This window comes from Brevibacillus massiliensis (genome assembly GCF_000311785.1).
Lineage (GTDB): Bacteria > Bacillota > Bacilli > Brevibacillales > Brevibacillaceae > Brevibacillus_C > Brevibacillus_C massiliensis.
The window spans coordinates 219989-237996 of sequence record NZ_HE978536.1 but is presented as its reverse complement, the minus strand read 5'-3'; the positions used below and the strand labels follow the sequence as shown (position 1 = coordinate 237996).

Sequence of the window (18008 nt, the reverse complement as noted above, 5' to 3'; positions counted from 1 at the left end):
GCAAGCAGCAAGCGGAGATGCTTGTTGCTTTTTTGTACGCAAATAATAAATTGCAAAAAATCGTTGCAAAATTAAACAGTCAGAATGGGTTTTTCATATTGAATTTTGCAACGCTTTCATGTACTCTACTAATGCAACATCATGAACGTTGCCGAAGAGGTGATTGATTTATTGGCTAGGATAGTCGTTATCGCTGACGATTTAACAGGAGCGAATGACACAGGCTTGCAGTTTGCGAAAAAAGGCTTTTGTACCGTGTCATTGCTGGATCCTGTCCATCAAGAAAGCGCCCAAGACGCAGATGTTTGGGTCATCAATGCGGAAACCCGGTCGCTTGATCGCAAGGACGCGTACGAAAAGAACAAGGCGATAGCTGAGGGCATGAATTTGGCCGAGATCCCTTACGTGTACAAAAAGATCGATTCCACGATGAGAGGAAACATCGGGAGCGAGATCAATGCGCTCTTGGACAGCTGCCCGTTTGATGTGGCGGCAGTCATTCCCGCGTACCCGGTCAACAGGCGCACGACAGTAGGGGGGTACCACATCATCGATCAAGTTCTGCTTGAGGATTCAGAGATTGCTCGCGATCCCAAATCGCCAGTCAACGAGTCGCATCTGCCTACACTCTTGCGGGAACAGGCAAAGCAAACGGTCGGTCACATTGACCTGAAGACGATACGACGAGATAAAAGCGTTTTGGCCCGCGAGATTGTACGCCAGCATGAGAGCGGGACGCGTCTGATCGTCTTTGACGGCTATGATCAACCAGATCTGCAAAAAGCAACGCAAGCGCTGCTGGACACTCGTATGCGCGTCTTGTGGGTAGGTTCAGCCGGATTGGCTGATGCGCTGTCTGATGAGCTTGTCACGGACGCTGGAGCACATTCGGCGGGCAGGGGCAAGAGGGAGAGAGAGGGTTCAAGCGATCCAGTTTTTGTTATTGCCGGTAGTGTAAGCGCTATTACGGCAGGGCAGATTGAGGTGCTCAAAGAGCGGCCGCAGTTTCGGATCGTGATGGCCGATCCGCTTCGACTCCTGCAGCGAGAAACGGTTCACCAGGAACTGGAACGTGCCCTGCAGGAGACGCTGGACATCATTGACGGAGGTTATTCTCCCGTACTTGTCACTGATTCGTCTGAACAGATGAGGCAGGCGGTGGCAAACTGGATGAAGCAGACAGGAACCAGCGGTCTTGCCGCAGGCAACGCGATTGCCGACTGCCTGGGGATGCTGGGTGTGAATGTGCAGGCGAAGCGAAAGCTCCGGGGCTTTGTTCTCACCGGCGGAGATATTGCGTACCGCACGTGCCTTCACCTGCAAGTAAAAGCGCTTCAAATCGTCAGTGAAGTGGAAGAAGGAATTCCGCTGTCGGTCATCATTGGCGGACCGGCGGACAAGCTGCCTGTCGTCACGAAGGCGGGTGCATTTGGAAATCGCTTTTCCTTGGCGAAAGCCGTGGAAAAAATAAACACATACGAACCATAAGAGGGGGAATTTCGACGTGAAGAAATTGTTCAGTACACTGGTTGTCTCGACCATGGTTCTTCTGACCGCGTGCGGCGGCGGGAACGAGGTGAAGCCTGCGGATAATGGCGGACAGCAGCAATCCGCTGCATCTGCCGGCGGGTCGATTACCTTGAAGGTGGGCCACACGCTGGCTGACACCTCACACTACCAGAAGGGCCTGGAGAAATTCAAGGAACTGGTGGAGGCCAAGACAAATGGCGCAATCAAAATCGAGACCTTCCCGAACGGCTCGCTGGGCGGCGAGCGCGACATGATCGAAGGCTTGAACGTAGGCAGCATCGATATGGTGCTTACCTCTACGGGACCGATGAGCGGATTCGTACCGGAAGTGACGGTCGTCGACCTGCCGTTCCTGTTCCGCGATGCCGATCATGCCCACAAGGTGCTTGACGGCGAAATCGGTACGGAACTGCGCAACAAGGTTGAATCGACGATGGGCGTAAAAACCCTGGGTTGGTGGGAAAACGGTTACCGCAACGTCACCAACAACTCCCATCCCGTCACAAAACCGGAAGATTTGAGAGGGTTTAAAATCCGCACCATGGAAAACGACATCCATATGGATACTTTCAAGGCACTGGGCGCACAACCGACGCCGATGGCCTTTACAGAGCTGTTTACGGCACTGCAGCAAGGAACGATTGACGCCGAAGAAAATCCGGTGCCGATCATCATGACTTCCCGTTTCTACGAAGTGCAAAAGTATCTGAGCATGACTCGCCACTTCTACTCTCCGTCGCTGTTGATGATGGCCCAGGCGAAATTTGACGCGCTGACTCCGGACCAACAGAAAGTGATCGAAGAAGCAGCGATCGAAGCGGGCAAATTTGAACGCGATACTGTCGCCGAGATGGAAAAGCAGTATCTGGAAGAACTGAAAGCCAAGGGCATGGAAATCATCGAGCCCGATATTCAGTCGTTCGTGGATGCGGTAAAACCTGTTTACGAAAAATACGAGCCGAAATTCGGCAAAGAGCTGATTGGAAAAATTCGCAACACGCAATAAAAGCAGTGCTGAAAACGGCGGATAGGACGAACCTATCCGCCGACTCTTAAAGTGGGGTGAGGTCATTTGCAGGGTATTGTCAAGGTAATTGATGGTTTCAACAAGGTTTTGCGCTATGTGATTGCTGTACTGCTTGCCGTTATGACCGCTCTGATCGTGTATCAGGTGGTTGCCCGGCTGTTAAGCGGCTATCTTGATTTTGATATTCCCCGTTGGACGGAGGAATTGGCCCGTTATTGCATGATTTGGTCTGTCTTGATCGGCACATCCCTGGCAGTTCGCTACAATGCCCTGATTGGGGTGGAGGCGATTGCGGAGCGTTTGCCTCAAAACATGCAGAAGCTGCTGCGGATTCTCGTGCTTGTGATTTCGATGGTCTTTTTTGTCGTTCTCATTATTTTTGGTTTTGAAATGCTCGGACATGTTGGAAAACAGCTTTCTCCCGGATTGAAAATTCCCATGACGATTCCGTATGCATCTTTGCCGGTTGGCGGTCTGTTTATGTTGATAAATGCGGTTGCGGTTCTGATCGAGGTCATGACCGGAAAAATGAACCGAGAATTCTTTAAGGGGGCTGAATAACCGTGGCATCCATCATGATGATCTCGCTCTTGGTACTGCTGCTTTTGAGCGTGCCAGTCGCCCTCTCGATCGGTCTGGCATCGACGATTTCCTTTTTTAGCGACGGCACGATGCCGCTCACGGTGTTGATTCAGCGGATGTTTGCCGCTCTCGATTCGTTCCCGTTGATGGCGATACCTTTCTTCATTTTGGCCGGCTCCTTGATGGAGTCAGGCGGCATTTCCCGGCGGTTGGTCAACTTTGCCAACTCATTGGCAGGAGGGATGACCGGCGGTTTGGCGGTCGTGACGGTCGTAACGGCCATGTTCTTCTCCGCGATTTCCGGTTCCAGTGCCGCTACGACGGCCGCGATCGGTTCCATTTTGATTCCGGCGATGGTAAAAAAAGGATATGACATCCGGTTCGCCGGCGCCACACAGGCGGTATCTGGAGAACTGGGCGTCATCATCCCGCCGTCGATTCCGATGATTCTGTTTGGGATCTCGGCTGGGGTATCCATTGGCGATTTGTTTATTGCCGGGTTTTTGCCAGGCATTTTAATCGGCGGCTCGCTGATCTTTGTCTGCTGGTATATCTCCAAACGGCGCGGATACAAAGGCGAGCCGGGGATTACCTGGGGAGCGCGCCTGAAGGCCTTTAAAGAAGCGCTGCTTGCCCTGCTGATGCCGGTTATCATCCTCGGCGGCATTTACGGCGGGTTCTTTACGCCGACCGAGGCGGCCGTCGTCGCAGTCGTGTACGCGTTGATCGTCGGCGTGTTCGTCTACCGCGAAGTGAAGTGGAAGGAACTCATCGAGATTTTCTCCCGTTCGGCGATCACGACATCGATCATCATGATCATCATTTCGGCTGCCGGGATGTTCGGCTGGATATTGACACGCGAGCAGGTTCCGCAAAAAATCGCCGCGGCGTTCACCAGCTTTTCCGAAAATCCGGTGATCTTCCTGCTGCTCATTAACCTCTTGCTGCTGTTTGTCGGGATGTTCTTCGAGACTTCTGCTTCGATCATTATCCTGGCGCCGCTGTTGACGCCGATTGCCGTGCAACTGGGAATTGACCCGGTTCACTTTGGAATGATCATGATCGTCAACCTGGCGATGGGAATGGTGACGCCGCCGGTAGGGGTCAATCTGTTCGTCGCCTGTCAGATAGCGGGCATCAAGCTGGAAGAGCTGACCAAGGCACTGATCCCGTTCTTCGTGATGCTGATCATCGACATTCTGATCATCACGTATGTTCCGGCGATTTCCACCTGGCTGCCGGGATTCTTAAAGTAACGACGCGAATCCACTTCGGGAGGCGAATTTTTGTCCAATGAATTTCCCAAAAATGGTTAAAATCAAACAGCGCTTTACCGGGCCGGCTGTGGCTGATATCGACGCCACCGTCCGCAGCCAGCTGGAAAACGTGCAGCTGCCCGAACGCATCAAGCCGGGGATGACGGTTGCCATTACCGCCGGCAGCCGCGGCATCGCCAACATCCACATCATCATCCGCGCCGTCGTCCGCGAGTTAAAGCGCATGGGTGCCGAACCGTATATTGTGCCGACCATGGGCAGCCACGGCGGAGCAACGGCCAAGGGACAGGTGGAAGTCCTGGAAAGCCTCGGGGTTACAGAGGACTTCTGCGGCGCTCCGATCAAATCGTCGATGGAGGTTGAGCAGGTAGGGACAACCGAGGATGGAATGCCTGTCTACGTGGACAAAAATGCACTGGCTGCTGACGGGATTATCCTGATGGGGCGCATCAAAGTCCATACCGACTTCAAATCGCCGATCGGGATTGAGAGCGGCCTGATGAAGATGGCGGCCATCGGTCTTGGCAAGCACAAGCAGGCGCTCTTGATCCACAGTTACGGGGTAACGGGCATTCGCGATATCATGCCGAAGGTGGCCAGAGTCATGCTGGCCAACACCAAGATCCTTTGCGGCGTCGGCATTGTAGAGAATGCTTTCGAACAGACGGCGATCATTGAAGCGATCCCCACTTCCCGGATCGAGGAGCGGGAGCGGGAGCTGCTCCGTGAATCGGCTGCCTTGATGCCAAAGCTTCCGGCGGAGGACATCGACATCCTGCTGGTGGATGAAGTGGGCAAAAACTACAGCGGCACGGGGATGGATACGAACATCATCGGGCGTCTGCGGATCCAGGGAACGCCGGAGCCGGACTCGCCGCGCATCAAGTATATTATCGCGAGCGACCTGTCCGAAGCGTCCCACGGCAACGCGCTGGGCATCGGCCTGGCCGACCTGACCACGCAGCGATTCTTCGACAAGATTGACTTCAAGGCGATGAATGAAAATGTCATTACCAGCACCTTCCTGGCGCGGGCGAGTATTCCTATCGTGATGCCGAGCGATCGGGACGCGCTTGCCGCCGCACTGCGCGCCAACTGGGGCGTCGAGCCGGCCAAGGCGAGGATTATGCGCATTCCCAACACGCTCCATCTGGAGTACGTGTACGTATCGGAAGCCCTGCTGCCGGAGGTAGCCGCCCTTCCCGGCGTGGAAGTGATGGGAGAATTACACGATTTTGAATTTGACGAACACGGATATCTGCCGAAAATGCATCATATGTAAAGACGTGAAACGATAAAAGGAAGCGGGAGGAGAGAAACCATGCAAAACGGGACAGGACAAAAGACGGCTGTTTACGGAAATTACATCGATGGAAATTGGCAAGTTACGGAGGATACCTTCCCCGTTCTGAACAAATATACGGGAGAGGAGATGGCTCGCGTCAGCAAGGCGTCAAAAGAGGACGTCAACCGGGCGGTAACCTGCGCTCTCCATACCTTCAAGACGAAAAAACTGAGCCCCGTTCAGCGCTATGAGATTCTGATGCGCACCGCCCAGATCGTCAGCGAGCGCAAGGAAGAACTGGCCATGATCATGGTCGGCGAGGTGGGGAAAGTCATCAAGGACGCGCGTGCAGAGATCGACCGCGGCATTCAAACCCTGATCGCATCCGCGGAAGAAGCGAAGCGCATTGCCGGCGAAGGGGTGCCGCTCGGACAGCCTGGCTGCGACGGCAAGCTGGCTTTTACGGTTCGCGTGCCGGTAGGGGTCATCGGTGCGATCACACCCTTCAACTTTCCGTTCAATCTGACGGTGCACAAGGTGGGACCGGCCATTGCCGCAGGCAACACGGTGGTGCTGAAGCCGGCGGAGGTGACGCCGATCATCGCGCTAAAGCTGGCGGAGATCATGGAGGAAGCAGGGCTTCCCGCCGGTTTCCTCAATGTGGTCAACGGTTTTGGCCAAGAGACCGGGCAATATCTGCTTGAAGACGATCGGATCGCGATGTTTACCTTTACCGGAAGTCCGGGGGTAGGCCGCCATATCAAGAGCGCGACCGGGATTCGCAGGGTGACGCTGGAGCTGGGCAACAACTCGCCCAACATCGTACATCACGATGCGCCAGATCTGGATAAAGCGGCAGAGCTGTGCGTGACGCGCGGCTTCTCCAATGCGGGTCAAGCCTGCATCTCCGTACAGCGGGTGTATGTCCATCGCGATGTGTTCGATGCGTTTGTGGAGAAGGCGGCGAAGGTGGCGCAGTCGATCAAGGTAGGCGATCCTGCCGATTCCGCAACCGATGTAGGTCCGATGATTTCCGAGAAGGAAGCGAAGCGGGTCGAAGAGTGGATCAAGGAAGCGGTTGAACGCGGCGCGAAAGTAGTCTGCGGCGGCAAGCGCGAAGGAGCCGTTCTGTACCCGACTGTTCTGGTGGGCGTAACGGCCGAGATGAAAGTGGTTTGCCAGGAGGTGTTCGCGCCGGTCATCAGCATCATCCCGTTTGACGAGATCGACGATGCTTTCCGCATGGCAAACGACAGCCGCCTCGGCTTGCAGGCAGGTCTGTTCACCTCCAATCTGCAATTGGCCATGCGTGCCGTCCATGAGCTGGAATTCGGCGGCGTCATCATCAATGATGTTTCCACCTTCCGCGCCGACGTCATGCCGTACGGCGGCGTCAAGGACAGCGGGATCGGCAAGGAAGGGCCGCGCTGGGCAGTGGAAGAGATGACGGAAGAGCGTATCGTGGTCATTACCCTGTAAGAGCGGGTGGAGAGGAGAGAAGGATAGATGAAAAACACATGGGAGTTTTTTTCTACAGAGAGAATCGTCTTCGGTAACGGATCGATCCAGGAACTGGACAAGATTTTGCAGCGCCTCAAGGCCAAAAACATCTTCCTGGTCACGGACCCGGGCATCAAAGGGGCCGGCATTGCCGACAGAATCATCAGTTTGCTGCAGGGAGCCGGTTACAATGTAGTCGTGTACGATCAGGCCGTCCCGGAACCGCCGATCCAGACGGCGATTGAGTGCTACGAATTTGCCAAGTCGCATATGGACACCGATGCGATCATCGGCCTTGGCGGAGGCAGCAGCATCGATTTGGCCAAGGTGGTGGCCCTGCTGATGGCCCACGGCGGCCATCCGGCCGATTACTTCGGCGAGCATCGCGTGCCTGGGCCGATCGCGCCGCTGATCGCGATCCCCACCACAGCGGGAACGGGATCGGAGGTTACTTCTGTCGCCGTGTTGGCCGACGTGGAAAACAACCTGAAAATCGGCATCTCCGACAACTATCTGCGTCCGGCCGTCGCCCTGCTCGACCCGGAACTGACGGTCGGCCTGCCGCCGTACGTCACCGCCTGCTCCGGGATCGACGCGCTGTCTCACGCCGTGGAGGCGTACACGGCCAAGAACTACCGCTACATTCAGGCAGAGGGGGAACTGCTGTTCAAAGGCTCGCTCCCGCTCGCAGACGCACTCGCCTTTAAGGCGATTGAACTGGTTGCAGAGAACCTGGTCCTGGCCGTACAGCAGGGCAGCAATCTGGAAGCCCGGAGCAATATGCTGCTCGGCAGTCTGCTTGCGGGGATGGCCTTCTCCAATGCCGGTACGGCCGCCGCACACGCCCTGGCTTACCCGATCGGCGGACTGGTCAAATCTCCGCACGGGGAAGTAACCGGACTGCTTCTGCCGTACGTGATGGAGTACAATACCTATGTAGAGCAGAAAAAAATGGCGAAGATCGCCTTGGCTTTTGGCGTCAATCCAGCAGGCAAAACGGAAAAAGAGCTGGCCGAAGCGGCATCCAAAGAAGTGTTCAAGTTGGTGGAAGCGATCGGCCTGCCGACGAAATTGTCGCAAATCGGCATTAAAGCAGAGGATCTACCGGAGATTGCCCGAAAAACCCTGGAAATCAACCGGCTGATTCGCAACAATCCGCGCGTGCCAAATCAAAAGAGCCTGGAAGAGCTTCTGCGCAAAGCGCTGTAACCCCCAGGCTGTCCATAGAAAGGCAGGAGTGTCGATATGACAACCAATCACAGACCGATCATCGCGATCACGATGGGAGATGCCGCCGGAGTAGGCCCGGAAATCATCGTGAAGGCACTGGCAGACAGCACCGTCTACGAGGGCTGCCGTCCGTTTGTCATCGGCGACGCCAAAATGCTGGAACGCGCCAAGGGCATCGTGGGTGCCGATCTTGCAGTGCGTTCGATCCAATCCGCCCAGGAAGCAGTGTTTCAGCCGGGCAGCATCGACTGCCTGGATCTGGACCTGCTGCCCGCCGATCTGCCGTTCGGGAAGGTGTCGGCGGAGGCGGGCAATGCGGCCTTCCGCTATCTGGAGAAAGCGATTCAGCTGGCAAACGACAAGCAGATTGACGCCATCTGCACAGCGCCGCTAAACAAGGAAGCGCTGCACAAGGGCGGACATATTTTCCCGGGTCACACGGAGATTCTCGCCGAGCTGACGGGCACGCAGGATTATTCGATGATGTTGTCCGCGCCCAAGTTGAAAGTGATTCACGTGACGACCCACATCGGCTTGATCGATGCCGTGAAAAAGATCAATCCGGACCGCGTCTATAAAGTAATCAAACTGGCCCATGAAACCCTGCAAAAAGCGGGGTACAGCGAACCTAGAATCTGCGTGTGCGGAATCAATCCGCACGCCGGCGAAAACGGCTTGTTCGGCTACGGCGAAGAGGAGGAGAAGATCGTCCCCGCCGTGGAAAAGGCACAGCAGGAAGGCATCAAGGTAGTAGGTCCGCTTCCGGCTGACACGTTGTTCTTCCGCACGGTTCGCGGCGACTTTGACATCGTTGTCGCCATGTACCACGATCAGGGTCACGGACCGGTCAAGGTGCTGGGATTGGAAGCAGGCGTCAACATCACGGTCGGCCTGCCGATTATCCGCACCAGTGTGGACCACGGCACGGCTTTCGACATCGCCGGAACCGGGATCGCCGACGAGCTCAGCTTGAAAGAAGCGATTCGCCAGGCCATTGAACTGGCGCCCAAACGTTCATAACGGTACGATGAGAAGAGACGGCTGATCGCAGGCTGTCTCTTCTCATCGTGAAACAAAACTGATTTACGCAGATGGAGGTGCATGTTCAATTGAGGAAGGCAAAGGTTGTCGTGACGCGCAACATCCCCCGGCGGGCGTTGGAAATGCTGCAGGAACGGACGGAAGTGTTTGTTTGGGAGTCGGATGAAGAGATCATCCCAAGGGATGTGCTGCTCAGGGAAGTACGGGATGCGGCAGCGATTTTTACCAACGTGGCGGATCAGATCGACCGGGAGGTATTTGACGCCGCTCCCCATTTGCGCGTGGTCGCCACGATGGCTGTCGGCTTCGACAACATTGACATAGCGGAAGCGACAAGGCGGGGAATTCCCGTCGGACATACCCCGGGCGTGCTCTCTGAGACTACCGCCGATCTGACGTTTTCTCTCTTGATGGCGACGGCACGCCGCATTCCGGAGGCGGATCGGTACGTGAGGGAAGGCAGATGGAAAAGCTGGTCGCCGATGCTTCTGACCGGACAGGACATTTATGGCGCGACCATCGGCATCATCGGCATGGGACGCATCGGAGAAGCGGTGGCCAGGCGGGCCAAAGGGTTTGACATGAACATCCTCTACCACAACCGGAGCCGCAAGCCGGAGGCGGAGGAGGCCTTGGGCGCGCAGTATCGTCCATTGGATGAGCTGCTCGCCGAATCCGATTACGTGGTGCTGATGGCACCGGCGACGAAAGAGACGAACAAGCTGATCGGCGAACGGGAGCTGTCGCTGATGAAGCCGGACGCAATCTTTATCAATGCATCGCGCGGTACCAATGTGGACGAGGCAGCTCTCTACCAAGCGCTTAAGCGAAAACAGATCTGGGCGGCAGGGTTGGACGTGTTTGAGACAGAGCCGATCGGCGCCGATCATCCGCTGCTCACCCTGGATAATGTCGTAGTCGCCCCCCACATTGGCAGTGCCAGTATCGCAACGCGCACCAGGATGGCCCAGATGACAGCCGAGAACATTCTCCGCGGCCTTGCCGGCGAGAAGCTGCTGCATACGGTTAACGCTGTGGTCTATGAAAAATAGGCGTTGGCTGGCGGCTCTGCATGGCATTCATGCAGCCGTGCTCTCTGTTTTGCTCGCGACCGGGGCGTGTCTGTACGTCCCGGCGCTGCGCACCATGTTTGGCGAATCGATCAGACAGGTGCGCAGCGCCCATATCGGCGTCGGGCTTTGTTACCTGCTGCTGCTCGCCATCGCAGTTGTTCCCACAGTCCAATACCTTCGCCGCGACCGGCGCTGGACGAAAACCTTTCATGTCTGTCTCCAGTACCTGCTCGGGGCAGGCTGGATCGCCACCGGCATCTATCTGTGGGGGAACAATACGGAGTACTTGCGGCTGCGCCAGTTGGCCTCGTCCATCCACGGCGGCTTGAGCCTGTTCATCATCCCCTGGGCACTGGGCCATATCGCCCTTTGGTACGTCGGAAAAATCAGACAAAGAGGGGCGCTCCGGGGCCCGCACGATCGGGGCGGGCAGTTGTTTACGAGGCGGGAGGTGCTGGTTTTATTTGCCGGGGGGCTTCTCGCGCTGATGGCAGGCGGGCTGTTGCGCTGGTTCCGGCCGTTGACGGATTCTTCTCTGGCCTCGCTGGACACCGGCAAGCGCAGGGGGTATTTCCGCATTTATTCGATGACGAGCGAGATTCCGCCCTTTGATCCAGACGAGTGGCGATTGACGGTGGACGGATTGGTAGAGCAAAAGAGAGACTTTACCTTTGCGGAATTGACCAGTCTGCCGTCCCATGTGATCGTCAGCGATTTTCACTGCTCGACAGGCTGGAGCGTGACACAGGTGAAGTGGAAGGGCGTGCCGTTTTCCAGCCTCCTGGAGCTGGTAAACCCGGAGGCAGCGGGGACGTATGTCAAGATGTACAGCGCAGACCGGATGTATACGGAGACGTATGAACTCTCTCAATTGCTGCAGCAAAATGTTCTGCTCGCCTACGAACTGGATGACAAGCCGCTTCTGCCCCAGCAGGGAGCGCCGCTGCGGCTGGTTCATCCCGACATGTACGGCTACAAGTCGATCAAATGGCTCAGCCGCATCGAATTCACCCAGCAGCGCGGGCTGGGCTACTGGGAAGAAAAAGAGGGGTATGACCTGAATGGCTACATTGCGTAAGGAGCGAAGATCGCCTTGTTTGCAAGCGTCTGGGCCTGCCTGTTTGCCCTCGCTTTTTGGGGGACCGCGAGCCGGCAGGAGGAGGAGGTGCTTCGGCTGCACCGGCTCCTCGTCAGTGCCCAGAACAGGGAAGCCTATGCACTGGAAGAGCGGCTGCGGGTAGACGGGCGGGAGGAGGTCAGCTTGTCCGCCGTGGCACAGGCCGCACCGCGTCTGGCGAGAGTCACATCCCGCGTGCGGTTGACCGATTCCGAGGATATTCGCTTTGCAGTCTACTTCTCCCCAGAAGCTTTGTACATTTACTCAAGGAACAGCGGCGTGTGGAACAGAGCGGCGTACAATCATCCTGCGGCGGCAGAATTGGAGGAGCTTCGCGATCCGTTTGCGTTTTGGCTGAGAATGCTGGCTCACGCCAGCGAAGTGCGCGCCCGGGGCGGCGGACGTTTTGAGGTAACCCTGCGGCCGTTTCGCGATGACATTCACGGAATGCACGTGGAAGATGTGCTTGAGGCCAACATGCTCATCAGCCTGGACGAAGGGTCGGGGCGGCTGGACACGCTGACTCTGCGCGCACGGCTAAAGCCCTCGATCATCAAAAACCGCCAGGAAATCGAGTATACTGCGAGAGTGGTCGGCGATGCCGGGGTGCCCGCGCTGACACTGCCGGAAGCGGCGCAATCGGCGATGCCGCTGCCGTAAAACGGCGCCTCGGCCGGTGACTGTCGAGTCAACGCCCGGCCGTTTTGATAGAAGTAGAAAAAGAGAAAAGGTTCCCCGTTCTAGCTACTCTATCGGCTGCATAGTCTTAAAACATAAGATTGATAACCAGGCTTCGCCGCATCGCGCCAGGCGGGGCTGTCGTTGCCTTATGTTTCAGACAAGCGCCAAAGGAGGAGTAGAGATGGCAGCTCTTTTGCAGCGGCAATTTGCGATTCTGTCAGTCGGTACCGCCCTGCTGTTCTTGCTAACGGGGTTTTTGGCGATCAATGGAAATCGTGCTGTACTCAGCTCTTCTACCATACAACTCGCCGTGTCGGAGATTTCGACGGTGACTTTTTTGCAGTTGATGGGCAAGGAGATTCCGCTGTTGAGTGAAAAAGTACAAGCCCCTGCGGGCGGTGAGGGAAACAGTATCTCCCACTCTGTCTTTCAGGTGTTGACGGGAATTTCCCCCGGCGATCTGCACGCCGTCATCGGACGGGAGCTGCCGGGAATGCTGGCGCTCGAGCAGACCGGGTTGAAAACGCCGGAGGCAGCCGAAGATCCGGCATTTGCGTATGCAGAGTCTGCGGCTCCTTTGGGTGCAGGGGAAACGGCTGCACTGCCTGCCGATTCTGCCGATGGCACGAAGCAGCCTGAGACGGGACAGCCGACTGATTCGGCAGCAGCGAAAAACCCGAAGAAGCAAGTCGTCTTTGTGTACAATACGCACAACCGGGAGTCCTGGCTTGACGTAGCGGAGCGAAAACCCGGTTCCACTGCTGTCGATCACCCTACCCAAAACATCTCCCTAGTGGGCAAGCATCTGGCCGAGGTTCTGAATGACCGGGGAATCGGCACACAGTTTAGCGGTCACGACATCTATCAGGAACTGTTGGATCAAGGGAAGAGCTACGGCTTGTCGTACGCCCAATCGCTGAAGGTCATAACCGCCGCCACCAAGCAAAACCGCGATTTGCATTACTTTTTCGACATTCATCGCGACGACTCTCCGCGCGAGAAAACCACGGTCACCATCAACGGCAAGACGTATGCCCGCCTGATGTTCGTCGTCGGGACTCGCAACGAGAACTATCGGGAAAACCGCAAGTTCGCCAGCGAATTAAACGCGCTGCTGGAGAAAAAGTATCCCGGCTTGTCGCGCGGTTTGGATGACAAAGGGGAAAATGAGGGCAACGGCGAGTACAATCAGCATGTCTCACCCGGCAGCATTCTGATCGAAGTGGGCGGCACGGAAAACAATTTGCAAGAGTGCAAGAACGCCATCGAGGCATTTGCCGAGGTCTTTGCCGACTATTACTGGCAAGCGGAGACGGTATCGGCTCCGGCTTCGTCTGCGGCAAACGAGGGGTGATGCGGGTGAACCTGACGCTGAAGCTGGCCGGCATGCTCTTTCTTCTCCTCGTCGGGGTCATCCTCGGACTGCAAACAGCCGAACGGGGCATACACAAGGTTGGCGGCACGCCGGCTGAAAAACAGCAGACCTACTACATTACAAAAGTGGACAAAGCGAAAACCGAGGTTGCTCCGGTAGGGAACCAAGGCGGCAAACAGAATCAAATCGAGAGTGCCAACTACATCAGTCAGATCGGCAACATGACGGGCGAGTGGCTGCGGGACAGCACCAATGCGATCGCAAAGTGGATATCCGGCTTTTTCGAACCGTAAAGTAGTTTATCCAGGGGCTTCCTTCCGCAAAGGATCTTTCGGATTCCCATGATGAGGTCAGCCAGAGTTTTCTGGCCGGCCTATTTTTGTCGGTTATGGTCGAATTTTTTTTATTGAACAGAAATTTTTTTAATGTGATAATAATATATATACAATTTTGAATTTTCGGTGATTGAGTGAGGTGCGTTTTTTGACACAACCGATTCTGGAAATAGAGAACCTGCAGACGTACTTTTTTACCGACCGCGGTGAAGTGCCTGCCGTAGATCGCGTCAGTTTGTCGATCAGCGAGGGCGAGATCCTCGGACTCGTAGGTGAATCCGGCTGCGGAAAAAGTGTTACCTCCCTGTCGATTATGGGGCTGATTCCAAGCCCTCCGGGAAGAATTGTCGGCGGGCAGATCAGGTTTAGAGGGGAAAACCTGGTCGGGGCAGGCGAGAGGCGAATGCGCAAGATTCGCGGAAATCAAATCGCGATGATTTTTCAAGAGCCGATGACCTCTCTGAATCCCGTCTACACGATTGGCGACCAGATCAGCGAAGTGGTTCGCATCCATACGAAGGCGACGAAGCGGGCTGCCCGATTGCGTTCCGTCGAGATGCTGAAAAAAGTGGGAATCCCGCGTGCGGAGGCGATTGTGGATGAGTATCCGCACCAGCTTTCCGGCGGTATGCGGCAGCGGGTTATGATCGCGTTGGCGATGGCATGCAATCCCAAGCTGTTGATCGCCGATGAGCCTACGACTGCACTGGACGTCACGATCCAGGCGCAGATTCTCGACTTGATGCGCGCTTTGAACCGGGAGTCGGGCACGGCGATCCTGCTGATTACGCACGACCTGGGAGTCGTCGCAGAAATTTGCGACCGGGTAGCCGTGATGTACGCCGGAAACATCGTCGAAGAAGGCGACGTCCGCACCATACTCAAGCATCCGGCCCATCCCTACACCATCGGCCTGATCAATTCCATCCCCAAACTGGAAGAAAAAAAACAGCGCCTCTATTCGATACCGGGGAATGTTCCGACTCCCGGTGAGCTTGCTGCCGGCTGCCGTTTTGCCCCTCGCTGCGAATCCGCGATGGAGAAGTGTTGCGTACAAATGCCCGAATTGACCCAGGCAGGGGCTGGACATATGTCCCGCTGTTGGTTGAACAACTAGGCGGAAAGGAGCTTGTCAGTGGCTGCAGAACTGCTCAGCGTACAGCAATTGAAAAAATACTACCCGATCACCGGCGGCGTGTTTGGCCGACAGGTCGGACAGGTCAAGGCGGTGGATGGGGTTACGTTTGCCGTAAACCAGGGTGAGACGCTCGGGCTGGTAGGGGAGAGCGGCTGCGGAAAATCGACGATCGGACGCACGATCCTGAGGCTGATCGAACCTACCGAAGGCGACATCCTCTTTGAAGGCCGCTCCATTACCAAGCTGGGGAAGGCGGACATGCGGCAGATCCGCCGCAACATGCAAATCGTCTTCCAGGATCCGTTCGCCTCGCTCAATCCCCGGAAAAACGTTGAGAAAATCCTCGAAGAACCGTTGATCGTCCACGGCATCGGCAGTGCCAAAGAACGCAAAAAACGCATGGAAGAGATGCTGGAGGTGGTCGGCTTGTCCAGCTACCACGCCAGCCGTTATCCGCATCAATTCAGCGGGGGCCAGCGGCAGCGCATCGGCATTGCCAGGGCGCTGATGCTGCATCCCAAGTTGATCATAGCCGATGAACCGGTCTCCGCTTTAGACGTGTCGATCCAATCCCAGGTGCTTAACCTGATGCAGGACCTGCAGCGGGATTTTGGCCTTACGTACATATTCATTGCCCACGACTTGAGTGTCGTTCGGCACGTCAGCGACCGGGTCGGTGTCATGTACCTGGGTCGGCTTGTTGAGCTCGCCGACAAGGACCGCCTGTACGAAAAACCGCTCCATCCCTACACCCAGGCATTGCTTTCGGCCGTTCCGAGCGCCGATCCGGACCTGAAGCGGGAGCGGATCATTTTACAGGGGGATGTGCCAAACCCGGCTGAGCCGCCGGCAGGCTGCACGTTTCACACCCGCTGTCCCCAAGTGAAGGAGGTGTGCCGCAGTGTTCCCCCAAAATTTCGCGACATCGGGGACGGACAACACGTGGCCTGCCATTTATACACATCATGAATGCTGCGAGCAGATGAGCAAAGGAGGCGTTGCCGGCGACAAACGGGAAGTAGGCGAGGGAGTTTCAACCATAGCCATGTGAAAAGGGGGAAAATGGATGAAAAAGAGAGTTCTTAGCGCAGCATTTTCCGGAATGCTGGCCCTTGCGCTGGCCCTTGCCGGATGCAGCGGCAGCCAACAGGCAGCCCAGCCGTCCGACAACCAGGGAGGGCAGCCGGAGCAGAAGCAGCCACAGCAGCCGGCCGAAACAGGCAAAACGGGTGAAAAAGTACTGATCTACGGCCGCGGCGGCGATACCGTCAGCCTCGATCCGGCTACCATCGATGACGGCGAATCCGCCCGTGTGACGGAAAACATCATGGAGACCTTGGTCGAATACGCGGACGGTACGATGGAGATCGTTCCCGGGCTGGCCGAGAAATGGGATATTGATCCCAGCGGCCTCAAGTACACCTTCCACCTGCGCAAGGGCGTAAAGTTCCACGATGGCACCGATTTTAATGCCGAAGCTGTCAAATTCAACTTCGAGCGCTGGATGGACAAGAACAACCCGCTGCACAGCCCGGAAGGATTTGCCTACTACAACGACATGTTTGGCGGCTACAAGGGCGATCCCGATCACGTGATCAAAGAAGTGAAGGTCGTCGACGAATACACCGTCGAATTTGATTTGAACCGCTCACAGGCGCCGTTCCTGGCCAACCTGGGCATGTTTCCGTTCGCGATCGCCTCGCCGAAGGCGCTGCAGGAGCAAAAGGAGAAGTTTGGCGAGCATCCGGTCGGCACCGGACCGTTTACATTCGTCGAGTGGCAGCGAAACGACCACATCACGATCGAGAAAAATCCGGATTACTGGAACAAAGATCTTCCGAAGCTGGACAAAGTGGTATTCAAGGTCATCCCCGACAACAGTGCCCGCTTGACGGCCTTGCAATCAGGCGAAATTGACGTCATGGACGGCCTTAACCCGGAAGACGCCGAAACGGTCAAGGCGAACAGCGACCTGCAGCTGATGACCCGGCCGCCGATGAACATCGGTTTCCTCAGCTTTAACGTAGAGAAGAAACCGTTTGACGACAAGCGGGTCCGGCAAGCGATCGCCTATGCCGTCAACAAGCCGGCGCTGGTCGAAGCCTTCTACTCCGGCTTGGCTATGCCGGCGGTCAACATAATGCCGCCGATCCTGCTCGGGTACAACGATCAGATCAAGGACCGCGAATTCAACCTCGAGAAGGCGAAGCAGCTTCTCGCCGAAGCGGGTTATCCCGATGGATTCAAGACGAAGTTCTGGGCGATGCCTGTTCCGCGTCCCTATATACCCAATGGGCAAAAGATGGCGGAAGCGATGCAGCAGGACTTCAAAAAAATCGGCATTGAGACCGAGATCGTCACGATGGACTGGGCGACCTACCTCGACAAGACGAAGAAGGGCGAGCAGGAGATGTACCTCCTCGGCTGGAACGGGGATAACGGCGACCCGGACAACTTCATTTACGTCCTGCTCGATAAAAACAACATCGGCGGCGGAAACCGCACCCGCTACGCCAATGAAGAAGTCCATCAGCTTCTGCTGAAAGCGCAGACCGAAGTGGACCCGGCCAAGCGCAGCGAGCTGTACAAAAAGGTGCAGGAGATCTTGTTTGATGAGGTGCCGGTCGTTCCGATCGCACACGCGGAGCCGGGTATAGCGGCAAAGGCGAGCGTCAAAAACTACATTCCTCATCCGAAAGGAACAGAGTACCTGAAAAAAGTGGATATGGAATAAGGCTGTAAAAACTGCGGGAGACGGGCAAGGGGGGTTCCTCTCCTTGCCCGCCATTGCTTCCCATGGCGATCTCTCACACGAAG

General features: G+C 56.2%; 16 protein-coding genes. All 16 read left to right on the top strand.

Annotated elements, in window-relative coordinates:
- Positions 1-171: 171 nt before the first annotated feature.
- The 16 genes from HGBM_RS05020 (at position 172) to HGBM_RS04945 (ending at position 17925) form a co-directional block, all read left to right on the top strand.
- Positions 172-1488, top strand: a complete 1317-nt coding sequence (locus HGBM_RS05020; RefSeq protein ID WP_051029599.1) for a four-carbon acid sugar kinase family protein — start codon at positions 172-174, stop codon at positions 1486-1488.
- 16 nt (positions 1489-1504) lie between these two features.
- The gene (locus HGBM_RS05015; RefSeq protein ID WP_019119995.1) at positions 1505-2536 is read left to right on the top strand and encodes a TRAP transporter substrate-binding protein; all 1032 of its coding nucleotides are present in this window, start codon (positions 1505-1507) and stop codon (positions 2534-2536) included.
- A 66-nt stretch (positions 2537-2602) separates the two neighbouring features.
- Positions 2603-3118 (top strand): TRAP transporter small permease, encoded by a 516-nt coding sequence (locus tag HGBM_RS05010; RefSeq protein WP_019119994.1) that lies wholly within the window; start codon positions 2603-2605, stop codon positions 3116-3118.
- A 2-nt stretch (positions 3119-3120) separates the two neighbouring features.
- Positions 3121-4395, top strand: coding sequence for a TRAP transporter large permease (locus HGBM_RS05005; protein WP_019119993.1), 1275 nt, complete (start codon positions 3121-3123; stop codon positions 4393-4395).
- 37 nt (positions 4396-4432) lie between these two features.
- On the top strand, positions 4433-5698 hold the full coding sequence (locus HGBM_RS05000) for a nickel pincer cofactor-dependent isomerase, group 22 (protein ID WP_019119992.1): 1266 nt from the start codon (positions 4433-4435) through the stop codon (positions 5696-5698).
- A gap of 39 nt (positions 5699-5737) precedes the next feature.
- A complete protein-coding gene (locus HGBM_RS04995; protein WP_019119991.1) occupies positions 5738-7180 on the top strand; it encodes an aldehyde dehydrogenase family protein in 1443 nt (480 codons plus the stop codon).
- 27 nt (positions 7181-7207) lie between these two features.
- The gene (locus tag HGBM_RS04990) at positions 7208-8410 is read left to right on the top strand and encodes a hydroxyacid-oxoacid transhydrogenase (protein ID WP_019119990.1); all 1203 of its coding nucleotides are present in this window, start codon (positions 7208-7210) and stop codon (positions 8408-8410) included.
- 36 nt (positions 8411-8446) lie between these two features.
- Positions 8447-9451 (top strand): 4-hydroxythreonine-4-phosphate dehydrogenase PdxA, encoded by a 1005-nt coding sequence (gene pdxA / locus HGBM_RS04985; RefSeq protein WP_019119989.1) that lies wholly within the window; start codon positions 8447-8449, stop codon positions 9449-9451.
- Between the two features lie 89 nt (positions 9452-9540).
- The gene (locus HGBM_RS04980) at positions 9541-10524 is read left to right on the top strand and encodes a 2-hydroxyacid dehydrogenase (RefSeq protein WP_019119988.1); all 984 of its coding nucleotides are present in this window, start codon (positions 9541-9543) and stop codon (positions 10522-10524) included.
- Positions 10514-11623, top strand: coding sequence for a molybdopterin-dependent oxidoreductase (locus tag HGBM_RS28765; protein WP_019119987.1), 1110 nt, complete (start codon positions 10514-10516; stop codon positions 11621-11623). Before HGBM_RS04980 ends, HGBM_RS28765 begins: the two co-directional genes overlap by 11 nt.
- 15 nt (positions 11624-11638) lie before the next feature.
- Positions 11639-12322 (top strand): hypothetical protein, encoded by a 684-nt coding sequence (locus HGBM_RS04970; RefSeq protein WP_019119986.1) that lies wholly within the window; start codon positions 11639-11641, stop codon positions 12320-12322.
- 202 nt (positions 12323-12524) lie between these two features.
- The gene (spoIIP, locus tag HGBM_RS04965) at positions 12525-13697 is read left to right on the top strand and encodes a stage II sporulation protein P (RefSeq protein ID WP_019119985.1); all 1173 of its coding nucleotides are present in this window, start codon (positions 12525-12527) and stop codon (positions 13695-13697) included.
- A gap of 5 nt (positions 13698-13702) precedes the next feature.
- Positions 13703-14011: a DUF3679 domain-containing protein gene (locus HGBM_RS04960; protein WP_026074222.1), complete on the top strand. Its 309-nt coding sequence runs from the start codon at positions 13703-13705 to the stop codon at positions 14009-14011.
- A gap of 190 nt (positions 14012-14201) precedes the next feature.
- The gene (locus HGBM_RS04955) at positions 14202-15170 is read left to right on the top strand and encodes an ABC transporter ATP-binding protein (protein WP_026074221.1); all 969 of its coding nucleotides are present in this window, start codon (positions 14202-14204) and stop codon (positions 15168-15170) included.
- A gap of 18 nt (positions 15171-15188) precedes the next feature.
- On the top strand, positions 15189-16160 hold the full coding sequence (locus tag HGBM_RS04950) for an ABC transporter ATP-binding protein (protein WP_019119982.1): 972 nt from the start codon (positions 15189-15191) through the stop codon (positions 16158-16160).
- A 97-nt stretch (positions 16161-16257) separates the two neighbouring features.
- Entirely contained in the window at positions 16258-17925 is a 1668-nt protein-coding gene (locus tag HGBM_RS04945; protein ID WP_019119981.1) for an ABC transporter substrate-binding protein, read from the top strand.
- Positions 17926-18008: the final 83 nt, after the last annotated feature.

What these genes read in the sequence shown, in the direction of transcription:
- HGBM_RS05000 (WP_019119992.1), top strand. Translation starts at nt 4,433, where the DNA reads ATGAATTTCCCAAAAATGGTTAAAATCAAACAGCGCTTTACCGGGCCG.
- HGBM_RS04995 (WP_019119991.1), top strand. Translation starts at nt 5,738, where the DNA reads ATGCAAAACGGGACAGGACAAAAGACGGCTGTTTACGGAAATTACATC.
- HGBM_RS04990 (WP_019119990.1), top strand. Translation starts at nt 7,208, where the DNA reads ATGAAAAACACATGGGAGTTTTTTTCTACAGAGAGAATCGTCTTCGGT.
- pdxA (WP_019119989.1), top strand. Translation starts at nt 8,447, where the DNA reads ATGACAACCAATCACAGACCGATCATCGCGATCACGATGGGAGATGCC.
- HGBM_RS28765 (WP_019119987.1), top strand. Translation starts at nt 10,514, where the DNA reads ATGAAAAATAGGCGTTGGCTGGCGGCTCTGCATGGCATTCATGCAGCC.
- spoIIP (WP_019119985.1), top strand. Translation starts at nt 12,525, where the DNA reads ATGGCAGCTCTTTTGCAGCGGCAATTTGCGATTCTGTCAGTCGGTACC.
- HGBM_RS04945 (WP_019119981.1), top strand. Translation starts at nt 16,258, where the DNA reads ATGAAAAAGAGAGTTCTTAGCGCAGCATTTTCCGGAATGCTGGCCCTT.